We start from the raw sequence: 16,464 nt of genomic DNA, 5'->3' as shown, positions 1-16,464 counted from the left end.
CGCATCATGGCGCGTTTCGCCGCCCCTTGCCATCCATGGATTGCCGATCCCTGGGGATCGGCTAGGGTCTTTGTATGCATCCCGGTATTGCTCTAGAGCGTTGCCGGACGATTCGCGGCCGCGTCTGGGGCGTGCCGGTTTCTTGAGCGAGCGGAGTTGACGAGTGCGCGTGCGACTGTCTTCTGCAATTCTGGTGGCGGCGACAGCCGTGCTGGCCGGATGTCAAAACAAGCCTGCGCTCCAGGTCGCGGGTCCTCCCGATCCGTTCGGCTATATGAAGCGTTCGGCGGTCTGCCAGGTCGGCCCCGTCAAGGCGTCCGGGCCGGCCCGAAAGACGACGATGGCGGTGCGCAGCGATGACGGCAATTGCCCCGTGCTGGTCCAGGACGGGGAGCATGCCTATGCCTCGTTCGGCGTTTCGCCGGCTCCGGAGCACGGCAAGGCCTTCCTGTATAATCACAACGATCATACGGTTGTGATGTACACGCCCAACACCGCCTATGCCGGGCAGGACCATTTCGGCGTGACGCTGATCCGTGGCCCCGGCCAGCCGCGCGACACGCTGGATGTGACGGCGACGGTCGATGCGACGGGCGTGGTGGTGCCGACCCCCATGGTGACGGCGCCGACTCCGGCCCCTGCCCCCGCGAAGAGCACGGCCAGGACCGCGACCAAGCGTCGCGCCAAGACCGCGCACTAACGGGACAGGCGGGGGTTTGCGCCCCCGCCATCCGCGCACCCAGCGCGGAAAATCAGATTGAAAAGGTGATCGGCTCGGCCAGCGGACGGCGCATGCCGCTGGATTCCGCCCGGTGGACCAGATCGTCGAGCGTCAGCTTGCGGCACTGGGCCGATACCGTCTCGTTCAGCTTCTGCCAGCACGGATCGATGACGCGGGTGAAAAGCTGGCCCATCGGGCCGTCGTCGGACGACGAATCGTCGGCCGTTGCGACCTCGACGATGTCGGCCACGGTGATGTCGCGCCGAGGGCGCCCCAGCCGGTAGCCGCCGCGCGGCCCGCGTACGCTTTCCAGCAGGCTGGAGCGCGACAATGTCTGGAGCAGCGGTTCGATCCCCCGTCGGGCCAGGCCGGCGCGCTCGGCGATGTCGGCGGCGCTGACGGTGCCGGTGCGTCCGGCATGGAAGGCGACGTCGAGCATGATGAGCACCGCGATCATGGCCCTGTCACGCCGAAGCAGCATTCCCGATTTCCCCTGCAATTCATGGTGCGTCCGACGGCCGGATGCCCGCTGGGCGCGAGGCTAGCAGGATCGGCGGCGATGATCCACGCTTCTGTTTGGTGTGATGATGGATTATGTCAGCTATTACGATTAAATCTGCGTCAATGCGTTGAGGGGAAGGAGCGACCCATGGATCATTCAGTGGCGGCGGACGGCCATCTGGGCCTGGCCGGGCCGCGTGGGCGGGTGTACGACTCGATCGTGGATACGGTCGGCGGCACCCCGCTGGTCGCCCTGCCGCGCCTGATGCGCGAGGACGAGGTGGCCTGCCGGATCCTGATGAAGCTGGAATTTTTCAATCCGCTGGGGTCGGTCAAGGACCGGATCGGGGCCGCCATGGTGCTGGCCGCCGAGCAGCGGGGCGACATCACGCCGGGTCGTACCATCCTGGTGGAGCCGACATCGGGCAATACCGGTATTTCACTGGCGTTCGTCGCGGTTGCGCGGGGGTACCGGCTGATCGTGACCATGCCCGAGGGGGCTTCGATGGAGCGGCGCAAGATGCTGCGCCTGCTGGACGCGGAATTGCAATTGACCCCTTCGCGGCTGGGTATGGCCGGTGCCATCGCCAGGGCCGAGGACATCGTGAAGAAGACGCCGCATGCCTGGATGCCGCGCCAGTTCGAAAACGCGGACAATCCGACGATCCACGCCCTGACCACCGCCGAGGAGATCTGGACCGATACCGCCGGCGCGGTCGATATCGTGGTGGCCGGCGTGGGAACCGGCGGCACCGCCAGCGGCATCGCCCACGCCCTGAAGCCCCGCAAGCCGGGGCTGGCGGTCTATGGCGTGGAGCCGGTGGAGAGCGCGATCCTGAACGGGGACGAGGCGGGTCCGCACGGTATCCAGGGGATCGGGCCCGGCTTCTGTCCGCGCACGCTGGACCTGCCGGCGTTGGACGGGGTGCTGACGGTGTCGGAGCGCGAGGCGATCGCGGCCGCGCGGCGGTGTGCGCGGCTGGATGGCGTGCCGGTCGGGATTTCGTCGGGGGCCGCGCTGCATGCGGCGCTGAAGCTGGCGGAACTGCCGGAGCACGCGGGCAAGACGATCGTCGTCATCGCCCCGTCCTTCGCCGAACGGTATCTCTCCACATCCCTCTTCACCGGCCTCACCTAGGTTCAGGCCCGTAAACGCGCGCTGGTGGCGATCCGGCGCGCGTTCCCTGCGCTTCGATGCTCACGGCCATCAAGGCCGCTCCGCTTCGATGCTCGGTAACACACGACGGCCGTGCCGCTGCGCGGCACTCTCGCTCACCAGCCCACGTTTCCGGGCCTGAACCCCGCGGCTTCAGGCGGAATTGGGGTCAAGGGGCCGACTGGCCCCTTGCGGGTTCGGGCGGAGCCCGAGTTTGACCCTATTTCAGGATGATTTCGACGCGGCGGTTCTGGGGTTCGCGGGTGTTGGGGCCGGTGGGGACCAGCGGGTGGTCTTCGCCGAAGCCGTGGATGTCGATGGCGGTGCCGGGCACGCCGTCGCGGATCAGTTCGGCCTGCACGGCCTGGGCGCGGCGGAGGGACAGCGCCATGTTGTAGCGCGCGCCGCGCGGGCCCGGATGGGCGGCGGAATTGTCGGTGTAGCCGTTGACCTCGATCCGCGTGGTCTGGGTGTGGGTCGAGGCCTGGGCGGCGGTGGACACGATGCCCCGCGCGCGGTCGGAGAGGCCGGATTTATCCCAGTCGAAGAACACCAGGTAGGTGCGGGTCTGCGCCGGGGCGGGGGCCGCGGGCTCCACGGAGGGGGGAGCCGGGGGCGGGGCCGGGTTGAACTCGTAGCGCAGGCCGAGCATCAGCGAATGGTTGAAGTCGGTCATGGTGTCGCGATTGCCCGTCGCGGCGCCGTAGGGGCGGCTGGCGTTGTAGCCGCCGATCGTGCCCACCGAAGTCGCGCCGTGGGATTGCGGGCCGAGCATCGTCCAGAACCGGTATTCCGCCGTCGCCGACAGGCCGACGACCCATGGCACGGGGAAGGCGAGGCCGAAGATGCCCTGATAGGCGAAATTGCCGAACGTGCCGCCGATCTGCTGGTTGAAGCTGTTGCCCGGCCCCATGACGGAGGCGTTCATCGACTGCCAGGCATAGCCGATGCCCGCGCCGAAATAGGGGTAGAGCCAGCTCTTGCCGATATCCATGTCGAACAGCGCGTTGGCCATGACGCCGTAGGTCTGCTGCCGTCCGCCCACATGACTGTTGGCCATCGCGGCGGAGTTGAAGTTCTTCAACCCGCTGTTGCGGTAGTCGCCCTCGACCTCCACGCGGAAGCCGTTGCCCAGGCCCCAGCCGATGCTGCCGATTCCGACCGCGCCGGTATGGTATTTGTCCCGCCCGTCAGGGAAATTGGGCGACGAGCGCACGCGCTCGTCCTGGTTGAAGGTGGCGCCGCCCTCGCCGGCCACATACAGGCCCTGGACGGGTTGGGCGAAGGCCGGGGCAACGGAGAGGGTGGAACCGAAAGCGAACGCCGCCGCCAGAATCGTTCCTCCGAGCAATCCGTGCCGCACTGTCATGGTCTGGTTTCTCCCTTAGCCGGGTATGCTGACTGTGCGGCCCGGTCGAATGAACGCGCGTCGCCCTTTATATTTCTGTCTTCTTTGCCGAAAGACGCGCCGATGGCAATCCATAGGGTGGCATGCGCGGCGGCCTGACCGGCGCCGGACAGTCGAGAGGGGACGGGTGTGGAGCGCACGACACACCCCGTGGGTTCCCGCCTGGGGGGTCAGAGCAGGGTTGCCTCGAAGGGCGGGGTGAGGTCCGGGGCATCGAATTCCAGCACCCACAGGTCGGGGTCGCGCCCCACCTGGCGGGCGACATAGGCATCGGCGGCGGCCTGGTCGACCGGGTCGGGCCCGGTGCCGCGAATCCACGCGGGACTGCCGTCCGGCGCCCTGGTCTGGGCCAGCACCGACAGGCGGCCGTCGCGCCCCAGCAGGACGGCCAGGATGCCGCCGGCGTCGGCGTCACCGCGCCGCAGGACCATCGCGGGGTGGCCGCTCTGGTTCGCATGCCGGACCACGGCGGAAGCCCACAGGCCGGCGCGCAGCCGGGCTTCCGTCACGATCCGCGTTCCGGACGGGCGGCGCGTATTTTCTTATTCGGCCTGGGGGGCATAGGCGCTTTCTTCCGGGATGGCGGACAGGGCCGCGCGATATTCCGCCGGATTGTCGATCAGCGAGCGGGCGGCGTCGAGGTCGGAATCGGTGCCGATCGCGGCGGGGCACGCCTTGCGCAGGTCGAGGATGCGCGACACGGCGACGGGGAAGCGGACGGCGCGCGTGGCCTGCACGGTCTCGCGCATGTCCACCTGGCCGGCCGCCAGGTTCTGGAGCTGCCGTTCCAGGTCGGCCTCGCCCCGGCTGGTGCAGACCTGCGGCATCACACCCAGCCCTTGCAGCGGCCAGCCCAGCGGCGCCAGGACGCGGCTCCAGGTCACGAACAGTTCGCCGCCGTCGGGCATCTGGCCGATCGTCTGCACCAGCCCCTTGCCCAGCGTGGCGCTGCCGACCACCACGGCGCGCCGGTGGTCGGCCAGCGCGGCGGCCAGGATCTCGGCGGCGCTGGCGGTGCGGCCGTCCACCAGCACCACGATCGGCACGCCGCCGGTCATGTCGCCGCCCTGCACGGCCCAGACATGGTTGGCCTGCGCGTCGCGCCCGTGCGTGACCACCGCCACGCCGCGATCCAGCACCAGGGCGCTGGCCGTGACCGCCTGTTGCAGCACGCCACCCCGGTTGCCGCGCAGGTCCATCACCAATCCGCGCAGGTGCGGGTCGTCGCTCGCCTGGTCCAGATACTGGCTCATTTCCTGCGCGGTATCGGCGGAAAAGGCGGTGATGCGGATGACCACCACATGCCCGTCGGCATAGGCGAAGACCGTCTCGGGCGGTACCGAGGCGCGGTGCAGCGTGATGGTGCGGCGCGCGCGCTCGTCGCCCACCAGCAGCGTCACCTTGCTGCCGGGGTCGCCCAGCAGCCATTGCGTGACGGTCTGGGGCGTCTGGTCGCGGGTGGACCGGCCGTTGACCGCATAGAGGCGCTGCCCGACCACGAGGCCCGCCGGCCAGGCCGGCCCGTTGGCATTGACCGCCGTGATCAGGATCGAGCGCGCGTCATGCCCCAGCGTCAGGCCCGTGCCGGCCTCGCCGCCGGTGCGGGTATCGCGGTCGGTCGTCGCCGGGGCGGGCGCGACGTAGCGCGAATACGGGTCCATATGGTTGAACAGTTCGTCGAAGAACCCTTGCAGCAATCCGCCGCCGCCGGCGTCGCGCACGGCGGAGGACCGGCCCCACGCCGCCTGCATCAGCCGCACCGTCACGTCGGTCCAGCCGGCCTGGTCGGTCTCGGCCGGGTCGGGCACGCGCAGGAGCACGTCCTGCCCGAAGGCGAGCTGCACGGTGCCGTCGCGGTCGGTCACGGTCAGGGACGGGTCGATCGCGCTCAGGCCGTTCAGGCCCCACAGGCAGAAATCGCGCGAGGTGTGACTTTCCAGCGTGCGGGGCAGCAGGAAGGTCAGGGCCGCGTTGAGCACGGCCTGCGTCATGCTGGTGTCCAGCGCCGGACTGGCCGGCTCGGCTGCGGCCAGCCTCGGCGTCATCAGGTAGATGACGACCAGCATGATCGCGATCGAACGGGCCGGCAGCCGCAGACGGCGGCCGATCCACCGCGATGAGGCGGCGCGGGGGCGCATCAGCGCGGGCGCTGGCTGCGGGCGCGGCGCGCGGGCAGCGGCGGCGGGTCCGTCAGGGTGAAGAGCAGGCCGCCCGTCACCGGCGTTGCCTCGGCCAGCCGCACCGTGACCGGCTGGCCCAGCCGCAGAACCAGTCCGCTGTCGCGGCCGCGCAGGGTGTGGGTCTTGTCGTCATGGGTCCAGACATCGTCGGGCAGGGTCGATACCGGCACCAGACCGCTGGCCCCCGTCCGCGTCAATGTCACGAACACGCCGAACCGGGTCACGCCCGACACATGGCCGGTAAATTCCGCGCCGACCCGGTCGGCCAGCCAGGCGGCGACGTAGCGTTCGGTGGTCTCGCGCTCGGCCGTGATGGCGCGCCGCTCGGCGGTGCTGACCTGCGTACCGATCTCCTCCAGCTTCGCCGCGTCGGCGGCCGGCATCGCATCGGGCGGGTGGGTGCCCATGCCGATCAGCGCCCGATGCACCATCAGGTCGGCATAGCGGCGGATCGGGCTGGTAAAATGCGCGTAGGCGGACAGCGCCAGCCCGAAATGGCCGATATTCTCCGGACTGTATTCGGCCTGGCTCTGCGCCCGCAGGATGGTCTCGCTGACCAGCGTGGGCGCGTCGCCCTCGGCGGCGCGGGCCAGCACCCCGGCCAGATCGCGCGCATGCAGCGTGCCGACCGGCGGCACGGTGAATCCCATGGCGGAGAGATTGTCGCGCATCGACTCGGCGCGCTCCGGCGAGGGCGGGGCGTGGATGCGGTACAGGCACGGCCGGCGTCGGCGTTCCAGTTCCTCGGCGGCGGCGACGTTGGCCAGCACCATGAAATCCTCGATCAGGCGATGGCTGTCGTGGCGGATGCGGGGCTCGATGGCGGTGATCCGCCCGGTTTCGTCGAGTCGCACCACCCGTTCCGGCACGTCGAGTTCCAGCGTGCCACGTTGCGTCCGCGCCGTCGACAGGGCACGCCACGCATCGAACAGCGTTTCCATCATGCCCTCGGGCAAGGGGTTGTCCTGCGCGCCGTCCGCGATCGCCTGGACCTCGTCATAGGTCAGGCGCGCGGCGCTGCGCATGAGGCCCCGGCCGAAGCGGTGGCGCAGTTTCCGGCCCGCCGCGTCGATATGGATTTCGACGAACAGGCAGCCGCGATCCTCGCCGGGGCGCAGCGAGCACCAGCCGTTCGACAGCGCCTCGGGCAGCATCGGCACCACGCGGTCGGGGAAATAGACCGAATTGCCGCGCCGCCTTGCCTCGCTGTCCAGCGCCGAGCCGGGGCGCACGTAATGCGCCACGTCGGCGATGGCCACGATCAGGCGGAAGCCGGTGCCTTCCGGCCCGGACCAGGGCTCGGCATACACGGCATCGTCGAAATCGCGGGCGTCGGCGCCGTCGATCGTGATCAGCGGGACCCCGCGCAGGTCCTCGCGGCCTTCCGCCGGGACGCCGCGCGCGCGCTCGGCCTCGGCCAGCGCGTCGGCGGAGAACTGGTGGGGGATGGCGTGGGTGTGGATCGCCAGCAAGCTGACCGAGCGGGCGTCGCCCATCGGACCCAGCCGTTCGACGATGCGGGCGGGCTTCAGCCCATGCCCCGCCATCGGCAGCGGCTCGGCGACCACGATCTCGTCATTTTCGGCGCCCATCGTCTCGCCCGCCGGGACGATCCATTCCGCCTTGGCGCGCCGGTCGGCGGGCACGATGCGCCCGGCCTCCTGCACCCGGCGCGGCGGGGCCGCCGGGTCGGGCGCGGTGGCGCGGAACAGGCCGACGACCCGGCCCGGTGCGTCGGTCAGCCGACGCAGGGTGCGGCCCTCGTAGCGGCCGGGGCCGACGCGCTTGAGGCGCGCCACCACCCGTTCGCCCGGCGCCAGCGCGGGCCGGCCCTTCTGCTCGGGGTGCATGAAGATGACGGGCGCGGGGCCGTCGCCCTCCCACACCACCGGGCGGGCGATCGGGTCGCCGTCCGGGTCGGTGCCGGTGACCTGCACCACCGTGGCCTCGGGCATGGCGCTGGACGCGCGGAAGCGGCGCGCGCCGGCCGGGACCAGCGCGCCGTCCAGTGCCAGCTCGCGCAGCATGTCGCGCAACGCCGCCTTGTGTTCCGGGCCCAGGCCGAATGCGCGCGCGATTTCGCGCTTGCCGACGCGGCCGGTGGCCTCGGTCACGAACCGGCGCAGGGTCTCGCGATCCGGAAGCCCGCCGGCCCGGGAAGGGGCGGCGGGTTCGGGCAGCGTATCGGGCGGCGTGTCGGGCGACGACTGGGGGTCGGAAGGCTTCCTCCCCGCCATCGTCACTCGGCCTTGGCCGCCGTGCGCCGGCTTCGCTTCGCCGGGCTTTCGGCGCCCTCCGCCGGGGCCGCCTTTTTGGCGCGGGCGGGCTTGCGGGCCGGGGCTTCGGCTCCGTCGGCGGTGGGCTCTTTCTTCGTGGTCTTAGCTGCTGTCTTGCGGGTGGCGGTCTTGGCGGTCGTCTTCTTGGCGGCGGCCTTGCCCTTGGGCTTCAGCGGCTTGCCCTTCTCGGCCAGCAGCGCCACCGCCTGGTCCAGCGTCACGTCTTCCATCGCCTCGCCACGGGGCACGTTCACCACCATCTGGCCGTGCTGGATGTAGGGCCCGAAGCGGCCCTTGCGCACCATCACCGGCTCGCCGTCCCTGGGATGCGGCGCGATGGTGCGGACCGAGGCCAGCTTGCGTGCCAGCACGTCGACCGCGCGGTTGAGCCCGACGGTCAGGATGTCGTCATCCTTGTCCAGCGACCCGTAGATGGCGCCCATCTTCACATACGGCCCGAAGCGGCCCAGCCCGGCCTCGATCAGCTCGCCGGTCTCGGGGTGGATGCCCACCATGCGCGGCAGGGACAGCAGGCCCAGCGCCTGCTCCAGCGTGATCTTGTCGCCCTCGATGCCGCGCGGGATGGTGGCGCGCTTCGGCTTGGCCTTCTTGTCCTCGGGATTGGGCTCGCCCTGCTGGACGTAGAGCCCCCACGGGCCGCGCTTGACGGTCACGTCCTCGCCGCTCGGGGCCTGGCCCAGCACGCGCATGCCGTCCTTCAGCGTGTCGGCCTCGCCTTCCTCCTTCGAATCCACCACCAGGCGGCGGGTGAACTGGCAGGTCGGATAGTTCGAGCAGCCGATGAAGGCGCCGTAGCGCCCCAGCTTCAGGCCCAGCCGGCCGGTGCCGCAGGCCGTGCAGACGCGCGGGTCGGTGCCGTCGGGGCGCGGCGGGAAGAAATGGGGCGCCAGGTCGGCATCCAGCGCGTTGATGACGTCGGAGATCTTCAGATCCTTCGTCTGGTCCACCGCGTGGGAGAAATCGCGCCAGAAGGCCGACATCACGTCGCGCCATTCGGCCCGGCCGCCCGAGATGTCGTCGAGCTGCTCCTCCAGCCCCGCCGTGAAGCCGGTATCGACATAGCGTTCGAAGAACGAGGTCAGGAACGCCGTCACCAGCCGCCCCCGGTCCTCGGGCACGAAGCGCCGGGCCTCGAGTCGCACGTAATTGCGGTCGCGCAGCACCGAGAGGATCGAGGCATAGGTGGAGGGACGGCCGATGCCGATCTCTTCCATCTTCTTGACCAGCGACGCTTCCGAATAGCGCGGCGGCGGCTGGGTGAAATGCTGGTCGGCCGCGACGGCGCCGGTCTTCAGCGGGTCGCGCTCGCGCATCGGCGGCAGCATCCGGCTTTCGTCGTCCTGGTCGTCCTTCGCGGCGTCGTCGCGGCCTTCGCTGTACAGTTTCAGGAAGCCGTCGAAAGCGATGATCGAGCCGTTGGCGCGCAGGGTCGCGGCGCCGGCGGCATCCGCGATCTCGACGATCACCTGGTCCAGTTCCGCCGACTGCATCTGGCTGGCGACCGAGCGCTTCCACACCAGTTCGTACAGCCGTCGCTGCTCGTCGCTCAGATAGCGGGCGACCTCGGCGGGGGTGCGGGCGACGTCGGTGGGGCGGATCGCCTCGTGCGCTTCCTGCGCGTTCTTGGCGCGAGTGGAGTAGATCCGTGCCTTTTCCGGCACGTAGGGGGCGCCGAAGCTGCTGCCGATATGCGCGCGGATGGCGGTAATCGCCTCGCCGGCCATCTGCACGCCGTCGGTTCGCATATAAGTGATCAGACCGACCGTCTCGCCGCCCAGGTCGATGCCTTCGTACAGTTGCTGCGCGACGCGCATCGCCGCCTGCGCGCCCATGCCCAGCTTGCGCGAGGCTTCCTGCTGCATGGTCGAGGTGGTGAAGGGCGGCGGCGGGTTGCGGCGGACCTTGCGCCGCTCGACCGAGCGCACCGCGAATTTCCCGCCCTCGACGGTCGCCTTGGCCGCCATGGCCCCGGCTTCGTCATGCAGGTCGAACTGGTCCAGCTTCTGGCCGGCCAGATGGGTCAGGCGCGCGGTGAAGGGCGCGCCCTCGGGCGTGGTGAACTGGGCGGCGACCGTCCAGTATTCCCGGCTCTTGAAGCTCTCGATCTCGGCTTCGCGCTCGCAGATCAGCCGCAGCGAGACCGACTGCACGCGGCCGGCGCTGCGCGAGCCCGGCAGCTTGCGCCACAGGACCGGCGACAGGGTGAAGCCCACCAGGTAATCCAGCGCGCGGCGGGCCAGATAGGCCTCGATCAGCGGCTGGTCGAGGTCGCGGGGGTGGGCCATCGCGGTGCGGATGGCGGATTTGGTGATCTCGTTGAAGGTGACGCGCTGGACATCCACGCCCTTCAGCAGCTTCCGCTCCTCCAGCATCGCGCGGACATGCCAGGAAATCGCCTCGCCCTCGCGATCCGGGTCAGTGGCCAGATACAGGGTCTTGGCCCCGCGCAGCGCCTTGGCGATGGCCGCGATCTGCCGGTTGCCGCGTTCGTCGGCTTCCCAGTCCATGGCGAAATTCTCGTCCGGGCGGACGCTGCCATCCTTGGGCGGCAGGTCGCGGACATGGCCGAACGACGCCAGAACGGTAAAGCCGTCTCCCAGATACTTGTTGATCGTCTTCGCCTTGGCAGGCGATTCGACCACGACCACGTCAGTCATTCTGTCTCCGGATCACGCATCTCGTTCCGGCGTCCGTCAGCCTCCGTCGGACAGGGATGGTAGGACGACACTCCCGCCGGGAAGGGTTTCAATGTCGCCTGCCAGTTCCAGTTCCGACAGTACGGTCAGGATCGCCGATGTCGAGAACTGGCAGCGCCTTACAAGATCGTCAACCGGCGTTGGTGTGAATGACAGCAGAGTCAGGACCGCCTGACGGATATCGGAGGCCTCGCCGGGGGTGTCCGGCGGGGGTTCGGGGCCGGCCTGGGGCGGCGGTTCCGGCCAGGGTGCGAGGCTTTGCGCCAGCCCGCCGGGCCGGGTTGGCGCGCCAGTCGATGCGTCGGTGGAAAAGAGATCGCGCGCTGCCGCATCGGGCAGTTCGGCCAGGATATCGTTTTCGCTTTCGGTCAGGATCGCGCCGCGCCGCAGCAGGGAATTGGCGCCCCGGCTGCGCGGGTCCAGCGGCGATCCGGGCACGGCGAAGACCGTGCGGCCATAGCCCGCCGCCAGATCGGCGGTGATCAGGCTGCCCGAGCGCAAGGCGGCCTCGACGACCACGCAGCCCAGCGACAGGCCGGCGATCAGGCGGTTGCGGCGGGGGAAATGCCGGCTCTGCGGCGCGATACCCAGCGGGGTTTCGGTGACCACCGCGCCGTATTGCGCAATCCTGTCCTGCAATTGTGTGTGTTCCGCCGGGTAGGGACGGTCCAGCCCGCCGGCGACGGCGGCGATGGTGGTGCCGGCGCGCAGCGCGCCGACATGGGCGGCGGCGTCGATGCCTCGCGCCAGGCCCGAGACCACGGTGATGCCTTGTGCCGCCAGCGTCGCGGCCAGGCTTTCGGCCATGCGCGCGCCGTTGGAGGAAGCATTGCGCGCGCCCACGATGGCGACGCAGCATCCATTCAGTCGGGCCGGGTCGCCCAGGATCGAGAGGGCCGGCGGGGCGTCATGGATGGCGGCCAGCAGCGGCGGGTAGTCGGGGTCGCCCAGCATCAGGATCCGGCCGCCGAGCGCCGCCGTGCCCTCGATTTCCGCCGCGATCTCGTCTGCGGGGGGAATGCGCAGCACCCGCGCCCGGCCGGCGGCGCGGGCCCGTGCCGGCAAGGCGGCCAGCGCGCTTTCCGCGTCGCCGTAATCGAGCAGCAGCTTGCGATAGCCGACCGGGCCGACGCCTTCGCTGCGTGCCAGCCGAAGGCGCGCGGCCAGCGGCCCGGCCGGTGTCACGGATTTTTCCGTCCGATTCGCGGCTCGGTGCCGTTGAGCAGGCGGCGGATATTGCCGTGATGCCGCGCGACGACCAGCAGCGCGATCAGCAGCCCCGCCACCGGAATCGGGCCGCGCGGGTCGCCGCTCAGCACGGCCAGCAGCACCGGCATGGCCACGAACGCGGCCAGCGCCCCGGCCGAAGAGATCTTCGTCAGCTTCGCCACGCCCAGCCACAGCGCGCAGCAGGCGAGGCCGGTCAGCGGCGAGAGCGCCAGCGCCGCCCCCAGCCCGGTGGCCACGCCCTTGCCGCCCTTGAATTTCAGCCAGATGGGAAAGCAATGGCCGATCACGGCGAACAGGCCCGCCACCGCCATAGCCGGGGCGGTGTGGAAGGGCGAGAGGATGAAGCCGCACAGCACCGCGAACGCGCCCTTGCCGCCATCCAGCAGCAGCGTTGCCGCCGCCAGCCCGCGCCGGCCGGTGCGCAAGACGTTGGTCGCGCCGATATTGCCCGACCCGATGGCGCGGATATCGCCCGCGCCGCCCAGTTGCGTCAGCAGCAGGCCGAAGGGAATGCTGCCGATGCCGTAGGCCAGCACGGCGATGGCGGCGAGCAATTGCAGGACGTAGTTGGGGAGTGTCTCGGCCATCATGCCGCGTCCTGGCCGAAGACCTGCCGGCCGGCCTTCCATGTGCCCAGCACCCGGCCTTCCACCGCCCGTCCGTCGAAGGGCGTGTTGCGGGCGCGGCCCGGCAGGGCGTCGGCCATGATCTTCCAGGCGCGATCGAGGTTGAACAGGCACAGATCGGCGGCGGCACCCTCGGCCAGCGTGCCGGCGTTGCTGCCCAGCAGGGCGGCGGGCCGGTGGGTCAGCAGGCCCAGCGCGTCGATCAGCGCCAGCGTGCCGCCATGCACCTGCGCTAGCGTGACGGCCAGCAGGGTCGCCAGCCCGGTGCCGCCGGCCGAGGCCACGGCGAAGGGCTGGCGCTTGTCGTCGGCGTCGCAAGGCGCGTGGTCGGACGCGATGGCGTCGATCGTGCCGTCGGCCAGCGCGGCGCAGACCGCCAGCCGGTCGGCTTCGCCGCGCAGCGGCGGCGACAGCTTGGCATAAGTGCGGAAATCGCCGATCGCGGTTTCGTTCAGGTCGAAATAGGGCGGCGCGGTGTCGCAGGTTACGCGCAGGCCGCGCGCCTTGGCGCTCCGGATCAGCTCCAGCCCCTCGGCCGTCGAGACATGGGCGAAATGGAGCCGCCCGCGCGTCAGTTCGGCCAGTCGCAGGTCACGGGCGATCATGATCGCCTCGGCCGCCGTGGGAATGCCTGGCAGGCCCAGGCGCGTTGCCAGTTCGCCATCCGTCGCACAGCCGCCGCGCGCCAGCGACGGGTCCTCGGGATGCTGGACGACCAGCGCGTCGAAGCCCCTGGCATAGGTCAGGGCCAGCCGCATCATGCGCGCGTCGGCCAGCGCCCGCGTGCCGTCGGTGAAGGCGACCGCGCCGGCTTCGTCCAGCAGGCCGATCTCGGCCATTTCGGTGCCCGCGCACCCGCGTGTCAGCGCGCCGTAGGGCAGGATCGAGACCGTGCCCGTTTCCTCGCCGCGCGCGCGCAGGTGCCGCACCAGCGCCGGGTCGTCGATCGCCGGCTGGCTGTTGGGCAGCACCGCCATGGTGGTGATGCCGCCCGCCGCCGCCGCCCGCGCCGCCGAGGCCACGGTTTCGCGATATTCGAATCCGGGTTCGCCGATCGCCACCCGCATATCGACCAGGCCGGGGCACAGCACCGCGCCCCCGCCATCGACCACATGGGCGCCGTCGGGCACGCCTTCGGCGTCCGGCAGGTCGATGCCGGCGATCACGCCGCCTTTGACCAGCAGGCGTCCGGGCCGGTCCAGCCCCCGCGCGGGGTCGATCAGGCGGACATTCTCGAACAGGACGGGTTGGGCCGGGTGGGAAGCGCTCACGTCTGGTCTCCGGCGCGCGACAGCAGGTCCAGGACGGCCATGCGCACGGCCACTCCCATTTCGACCTGCTCGCGGATCACGCTCTGGTCTGAATCGGCGACGCGGCTTTCGATCTCGACACCGCGATTCATCGGGCCGGGATGCATCACCAGTGCGCCTGGGCGGGCAAGGGCCAGCCGCTTGAGGTCCAGCCCGTAGAAACGGAAATATTCACGCGGGCTGGGTACCTGCCCGCCATTCATCCGCTCGCGCTGCATGCGCAGCATCATCACCACGTCGGCGTCGCGCAGCCCGTCTTCCATCGTATAATGGATATCCACGCCCAGCGCGCCGATGGCGCCCGGGATCAGCGTCGGCGGGCCGACCACCCGCACCTTGGCCCCCATGGCCGTCAGCAGGTGGATGTTCGACCGTGCCACCCGGCTATGGCTCACATCGCCGCAGATCGCCACCGTCAGCCCGTGCAGCGTGCCGAAATGCCGGCGGATGGTCAGGGCGTCCAGCAGGGCCTGGGTCGGGTGCTCGTGGGTGCCGTCGCCGGCATTGATCACGCTGGCCTCGACCTTGCGGGCCAGCAGCGCCGGCGCGCCGGACTGCGAATGGCGTACCACCAGCAGGTCGGTGCGCATCGCGTTCAGCGTGGCGGCGGTGTCCAGCAGCGTCTCGCCCTTGTTCACCGACGAGGTGGCCACCGTCATGTTGACCACGTCCGCCCCCAGCCGCTTCGCGGCCAGTTCGAACGAGGTGCGGGTGCGCGTGCTGTCCTCGAAGAACAGATTGATGACCGTGCGCCCGCGCAGCCGGTCGCGCGGCGTCTGGCGCGAGCGGTTCATCAGCGCGTAGCTCTCGGCCAGGTCCAGGAAGGGCACGATCCGGGTCGGATGCATGCCCTGAAGACCCAGCAGGTGCCGCCCGTGCTGCGGGAAGAACCGGGGCGGCGCCGCGCGCGGGCTGTCGTTCATCGGGCGACGGCTCCCAGCCGGGCCATCACCTCGTCCCGGCCCAGGGCGGCCAGCGTGGCGTCGATGCCCGGCGAGGTCGCGCCGCCGGTCATCGCGGCGCGCAGGGGCTGGGCCACCTGGCCCAGCTTGTGGCCGTGGTTCTCGGCGAAATGGCGCAGGGCGGCGTCGATCGAGGGTGCATCGAATTCCGCCAGCACCGCGAGGTCGCGGGCCAGCTTGCCCAGCATGGTGCGGGCGTCGTCGGTCAGCAGCTTCTCGGCCTTGGCGTCGAACGCCAGCGGCACATGCCGGCCCAGGAAGGCGGCGCTGTCGGCCAGTTCGACCAGCGTCTTGGCGCGTTCCTTCAGGCCGGGCATCAGCGTCAGCACGCGCGCGCGCAGCGTGTCGTCCACCGTCACGCCCTCGCGCCCCGTCAGGCGTTCCAGCACGTCGTTGGTCAGGCGCGCATCGTCGGCCTGGCGCAGCCACACGCCGTTCAGGTGCAGCAGCTTGGCGTAATCCATGCGCGAAGGCGACCGGCCGACGCCGTCCAGATCGAACAGCTGGATCTGCTCGTCGCGCGACAGGATCTCGGCGTCGCCATGGCCCCAGCCCAGCCGCAGCAGGTAGTTGTTCAGCGCCTCGGGCAGGTAGCCCATGTCGCGGAATTCCACGACCGACTGCGCGCCGTGCCGCTTGGACAGCTTGGCGCCGTCCGGCCCGTGGATCAGCGGCAGATGCGCGAATTTCGGCAGGTCCCAGCCCATGGCGCGATAGATCATCGCCTGGCGGAAAGTGTTGGTCAGATGGTCGTCGCCCCGAATGACATGGGTGATGTCCATGTCATGGTCGTCCACCACCACCGCGAGCTGGTAGACCGGCGTGCCGTCGGCGCGCAGGATGATCATGTCGTCCATCTCGGCATTGGCGACGCGGACATCGCCCTGCACCAGGTCCTGGATCACCGTCTCGCCCTCGCGCGGGGCGCGGATGCGCACCGTATAGGGCGCGCCGGGCGGGGCTTCGGACGGATCGCGATCGCGCCAGTAGCCGTTGTAGCGGGGCGGCCTGCCCTCGGCCATCGCCTGCTCGCGCATCTGCTGCAATTCTTCCTGCGTGCAGTAGCAGCGATAGGCCAGCCCCTGCGCCAGCAGGTGGTGCGCGATCTCGGCATGCCGCGCCTGGCGCGTGGACTGGAACACCGGTTCCTCGTCCGGGGTGATGCCCATCCAGGCCAGCCCGTCGAACAGCACGTCGACCGCATGCTGGGTCGAGCGTTCGCGGTCCGTGTCCTCGACACGAAGCAGGAATTTTCCCCCATGGTGGCGGGCATAGAGGAAGTTGAACAGGGCGGCGCGGGCGTTGCCGATATGCAGCAACCCCGTCGGGCTCGGTGCGAAGCGCGTACGAACGGTCATGAGCCGGCTCCTTACCATG

13 protein-coding genes are annotated in these 16,464 nt (G+C 70.3%); 2 read left to right on the top strand and 11 right to left on the bottom strand.

Going from position 1 to position 16,464, the window contains the following annotated elements; genetic code table 11:
* The first annotated feature begins 169 nt into the window (after nucleotides 1-169).
* Nucleotides 170-700: a hypothetical protein gene (locus ACMAUO_RS18015; protein WP_420358246.1), complete on the top strand. Its 531-nt coding sequence runs from the start codon at nucleotides 170-172 to the stop codon at nucleotides 698-700.
* 52 nt (nucleotides 701-752) lie between these two features.
* Here the strand turns inward: ACMAUO_RS18015 and ACMAUO_RS18010 are convergent, their stop codons facing one another.
* Nucleotides 753-1,202, bottom strand: coding sequence for an RrF2 family transcriptional regulator (locus ACMAUO_RS18010; RefSeq protein ID WP_420358245.1), 450 nt, complete (start codon nucleotides 1,200-1,202; stop codon nucleotides 753-755).
* Nucleotides 1,203-1,370: 168 nt separating this feature from the next.
* On the opposite strand from ACMAUO_RS18010, the gene cysK reads away from it, so the two are divergent.
* Nucleotides 1,371-2,360 (top strand): cysteine synthase A, encoded by a 990-nt coding sequence (cysK, locus tag ACMAUO_RS18005; protein ID WP_420358244.1) that lies wholly within the window; start codon nucleotides 1,371-1,373, stop codon nucleotides 2,358-2,360.
* 238 nt (nucleotides 2,361-2,598) lie between these two features.
* On the opposite strand, the gene ACMAUO_RS18000 is transcribed toward cysK, so the two are convergent.
* The 10 genes from ACMAUO_RS18000 to gltX form a co-directional block, all read right to left on the bottom strand.
* Complete coding sequence (locus ACMAUO_RS18000; protein ID WP_420358243.1) at nucleotides 2,599-3,747, bottom strand: OmpA family protein; 1,149 nt, start codon at nucleotides 3,745-3,747, stop codon at nucleotides 2,599-2,601.
* 209 nt (nucleotides 3,748-3,956) lie between these two features.
* Complete coding sequence (locus ACMAUO_RS17995; RefSeq protein ID WP_114728989.1) at nucleotides 3,957-4,295, bottom strand: DUF1491 family protein; 339 nt, start codon at nucleotides 4,293-4,295, stop codon at nucleotides 3,957-3,959.
* A gap of 33 nt (nucleotides 4,296-4,328) precedes the next feature.
* Nucleotides 4,329-5,924, bottom strand: coding sequence for a S41 family peptidase (locus ACMAUO_RS17990; RefSeq protein ID WP_420358242.1), 1,596 nt, complete (start codon nucleotides 5,922-5,924; stop codon nucleotides 4,329-4,331).
* Entirely contained in the window at nucleotides 5,924-8,203 is a 2,280-nt protein-coding gene (gene rnr / locus ACMAUO_RS17985) for a ribonuclease R (RefSeq protein ID WP_420358241.1), read from the bottom strand. Before rnr ends, ACMAUO_RS17990 begins: the two co-directional genes overlap by 1 nt.
* A 2-nt stretch (nucleotides 8,204-8,205) precedes the next feature.
* Nucleotides 8,206-10,920, bottom strand: coding sequence for a type I DNA topoisomerase (gene topA, locus ACMAUO_RS17980; RefSeq protein WP_420358240.1), 2,715 nt, complete (start codon nucleotides 10,918-10,920; stop codon nucleotides 8,206-8,208).
* Between the two features lie 36 nt (nucleotides 10,921-10,956).
* A complete protein-coding gene (gene dprA, locus ACMAUO_RS17975; protein ID WP_420358239.1) occupies nucleotides 10,957-12,144 on the bottom strand; it encodes a DNA-processing protein DprA in 1,188 nt (395 codons plus the stop codon).
* Complete coding sequence (gene plsY / locus ACMAUO_RS17970; protein ID WP_420358319.1) at nucleotides 12,141-12,776, bottom strand: glycerol-3-phosphate 1-O-acyltransferase PlsY; 636 nt, start codon at nucleotides 12,774-12,776, stop codon at nucleotides 12,141-12,143. Before plsY ends, dprA begins: the two co-directional genes overlap by 4 nt.
* Complete coding sequence (locus ACMAUO_RS17965; RefSeq protein ID WP_420358238.1) at nucleotides 12,776-14,086, bottom strand: dihydroorotase; 1,311 nt, start codon at nucleotides 14,084-14,086, stop codon at nucleotides 12,776-12,778. Before ACMAUO_RS17965 ends, plsY begins: the two co-directional genes overlap by 1 nt.
* Nucleotides 14,083-15,048 carry an aspartate carbamoyltransferase catalytic subunit gene (locus ACMAUO_RS17960; RefSeq protein WP_420358237.1) on the bottom strand — a complete coding sequence of 322 codons (966 nt, stop codon included), beginning with the start codon at nucleotides 15,046-15,048 and terminating at the stop codon, nucleotides 14,083-14,085. Before ACMAUO_RS17960 ends, ACMAUO_RS17965 begins: the two co-directional genes overlap by 4 nt.
* Nucleotides 15,045-16,445 (bottom strand): glutamate--tRNA ligase, encoded by a 1,401-nt coding sequence (gene gltX, locus ACMAUO_RS17955; RefSeq protein WP_420358236.1) that lies wholly within the window; start codon nucleotides 16,443-16,445, stop codon nucleotides 15,045-15,047. Before gltX ends, ACMAUO_RS17960 begins: the two co-directional genes overlap by 4 nt.
* Nucleotides 16,446-16,464: the final 19 nt, after the last annotated feature.

The organism is Gluconacetobacter brunescens (assembly GCF_048695475.1).
In the GTDB taxonomy this organism is placed as follows: domain Bacteria; phylum Pseudomonadota; class Alphaproteobacteria; order Acetobacterales; family Acetobacteraceae; genus Gluconacetobacter.
This window is presented reverse-complemented; position numbering and strand designations above follow the sequence as displayed.

Coding starts and splice junctions, on each gene's coding strand:
- ACMAUO_RS18010 (WP_420358245.1), bottom strand. CDS start 1,202: ATGCTGCTTCGGCGTGACAGGGCCATGATCGCGGTGCTCATCATGCTC.
- cysK (WP_420358244.1), top strand. CDS start 1,371: ATGGATCATTCAGTGGCGGCGGACGGCCATCTGGGCCTGGCCGGGCCG.
- ACMAUO_RS18000 (WP_420358243.1), bottom strand. CDS start 3,747: ATGACAGTGCGGCACGGATTGCTCGGAGGAACGATTCTGGCGGCGGCG.
- ACMAUO_RS17990 (WP_420358242.1), bottom strand. CDS start 5,924: ATGCGCCCCCGCGCCGCCTCATCGCGGTGGATCGGCCGCCGTCTGCGG.
- rnr (WP_420358241.1), bottom strand. CDS start 8,203: ATGGCGGGGAGGAAGCCTTCCGACCCCCAGTCGTCGCCCGACACGCCG.
- topA (WP_420358240.1), bottom strand. CDS start 10,920: ATGACTGACGTGGTCGTGGTCGAATCGCCTGCCAAGGCGAAGACGATC.
- plsY (WP_420358319.1), bottom strand. CDS start 12,776: ATGGCCGAGACACTCCCCAACTACGTCCTGCAATTGCTCGCCGCCATC.
- ACMAUO_RS17960 (WP_420358237.1), bottom strand. CDS start 15,048: ATGAACGACAGCCCGCGCGCGGCGCCGCCCCGGTTCTTCCCGCAGCAC.
- gltX (WP_420358236.1), bottom strand. CDS start 16,445: ATGACCGTTCGTACGCGCTTCGCACCGAGCCCGACGGGGTTGCTGCAT.